2 protein-coding genes and 1 pseudogene are annotated in these 2,675 nt (G+C 56.3%); all 3 read right to left on the bottom strand.

Annotated features, from left to right (window positions below; translation table 11 throughout):
- Positions 1-236: Mth938-like domain-containing protein (locus tag ACXJ5O_RS23835; protein WP_457302067.1), on the bottom strand; the 236-nt coding region annotated here is incomplete at its 3' end.
- Between the two features lie 4 nt (positions 237-240).
- Positions 241-2,508 carry a protein translocase subunit SecD gene (gene secD / locus ACXJ5O_RS23830; protein WP_457302066.1) on the bottom strand — a complete coding sequence of 756 codons (2,268 nt, stop codon included), beginning with the start codon at positions 2,506-2,508 and terminating at the stop codon, positions 241-243.
- A 62-nt stretch (positions 2,509-2,570) separates the two neighbouring features.
- Positions 2,571-2,675, bottom strand: a pseudogene (locus ACXJ5O_RS23825) (preprotein translocase subunit YajC); the annotation flags it as partial.

Raw genomic sequence — 2,675 nt, 5'->3', positions numbered from 1 at the left:
GTCCCCATCCCCACCAGCAAAATTTCGATATCGTCAGCTTGATCAAGCACGATAGAGAAATCGGCTATCGTCAGGAGTGGCAGGGTTTTCGGCTCCCAGCCATGAATGCCGGATGGGAGACAGAGTATGGAGCCGCGATGCGACATGTCCGCGAAGCGAAAGCCGCCATTGCCATAAGCATCGATGGGTGCACGCCCAGGAAAGTGCGCATCCCGAATTTCAATGCCCTTGACCAATTAATTACGCTCCATTCTGGCCGKACACCGCCGACGGTCCGTTTTCCGCGACGTCCCTGCCCTTGAGGCCAAACAGCATCAGCAAGGGGCCGGCAACGAAGATCGACGAGTAGGTTGCGACGATAATGCCGACACCGAGGACCAGCGCGAATGATTTCACGTCATCTCCACCATAGAGATAGAGAACGATCAACGCCAGAAACGTTGCAAGCGATGTCAGAATCGTGCGCGACAGGGTCTGGTTGATCGATGCATCGAGAAGCGCTGAAAGAGACATGCTGTTGCCGTATCGTCGCAAATTTTCGCGCACGCGGTCGTAGATGACGACCGTATCGTTGAGTGAGTAGCCGACTATCGCGAGCAACGCGGCGATACTCCAGAGGTTGAACTCCATCTGGAAGACGATGAACATACCAAGCAGCAAGAGCACATCGTGGATTGTTGCGAGAATGGCGCCAAGTGCGAAATGCCATTCAAAGCGCAACCACACATAGACGAAGATCACCGCCAATGAGAGTCCGACTGCGAGCATTCCGGCGTGTGACAGTTCGCTCGATACGGACGGCCCGATAACGTCGATGCGGCGGAAATCGAAATCATCCTGCAATTCACCCCGGATCTTCACACCGACAGTTTGCTCGGCATCCTCGCCCTCACCCTGGCTGCCCACGGTAATCAGGGCGCGATCATCCGATTTGAATGGTTCGATCTTGATGTCACCAATATTCAGATCTTCCAGTCGGCTATAGACATCATCGAGATCGATCGCACCCTCGTGCGATTGAATCTCCACCATCGTGCCGCCCTTGAAGTCGATACCGAAATTCATGCCGACAATGGCAAAAAGCACGATCGCTCCAATGCTCGACAGCGCCGAAAAGCCAAGCGTCAGAAAACGCAGCTTCATGAACGGGATTTTCGTATCATTTGGAACGAGCTTCAGGAGTGCGCCGGGAACTTCCTTCGGACGCGCCCATTGAACCCACACGGATACCAGCCAGCGTGTCAGCGTGAAGGTCGTGAATAGTGTCGTGACGATACCGATCGTCACCGTCAGCGCGAAACCGTGCACCGGCCCGGAGCCGAGAATGAAAAGCACGAGTGCCGCGATCAGTGTGGTGACATTGGCGTCGACGATTGTTGCAAGCGCCCGCGAAAATCCAGAATCGATAGCCTGGATAACGGAAAAGCCAGCGCGCCTGTCCTCGCGAATACGCTCATAGATCAGCACGTTGGAATCGACCGCCATGCCAATGGTAAGCACGATACCGGCGACACCCGCGAGCGTCAGCGGCGCGCCGAAGAGCGTCAGCACTGCCAGTATCAGGATCACATTGACGACAAGGGCAATGTTGGCGATGACCCCGAGAAGGCCATAGGTCAAAAGCATGAAAACGATGACAAGAGCTGCGCCGATAAGAGCAGCAATCTTGCCAGAGGCTACCGCAGCCGCTCCGAGATCAGTGCCGATCGTTCTCTCTTCAAGCACGGTGACACTCGCCGGCAGCGCGCCTGCCCGCATCACAAGCGCGAGGTTACTTGCACCCGAGAGATCGAAATTGCCGGAAATTTGACCTGTATTCCCGGGTATTTCCTCGCTGATGACCGGAGCTGAAAGCACCTGGTTGTCGAGAACGATAGCGAAGGATTTGCCGACATTGGCCTTGGTCGCCTTTGAGAACCGGTCAGCGCCAATGCTGTCCAGTCTGAAGGTGATCACAGGCTCTTGGGTGGTCGTATCGATTCCGGCCTGCGCATCGACGAAGTTCTTGTTTGAGACAAGCGGCTCTTTCTTGACCAGATAGGCAACAGGCGGGTCGTCGAACGAATACACCACCTCGTCACCTTCCGGCGGCGTGCCGTCGATCGCCTGCTGAACCGGCACGGAATCGTCGACCATCTGGAAATGCAGTTCGCCGGTGAGGCTCAGGATGTCCTTGRGCAGTTGCGAGTCGTAAAGCCCGGGGACTTCGACGAGCACACGGCCATTCCGCTGGCCCTCGACATTGGGATTGGTGTAGCCGAGCTCACTGAGACGGCGCGTAAGGATCGCAATCGTTGCGTCGGTGTCGGGCAGATGGTCCTTGTCAACCTGCAGGCGCAGTCGCGAACCACCTTCGAGGTCGAGACCCAGCGCCAGCTGCTTCTTCGGCAGCCAGTCCGGCAAGGTCACCAATTGATCCTGTGTGAAGAGATTTGGCAGCGCCAGAATAACGCCTGCTAGAACAACAGCCCAGATGAGTACAGTCTTCCAGCGGCTAAAATAGAGCATAAAGTCGCAACCTTGGAACTAGAATCAGAAGGGCGGCTCAATGGCCGCCCCCTCACTATGCCTTATTTCTTGTTGTCGGCAACCGGCTCGCCCTTGACCCGGACGTCGGCCACCATGCCCCGCAGGACACGAGCCTTGACGCCTTCGCCGATTTCGACATCCAGCTC

This window comes from Phyllobacterium sp. P5_D12, from assembly GCF_054049495.1.
Note: the sequence above shows the minus strand (reverse complement) of the source record. Positions and strands in the feature narration are given on the sequence as shown.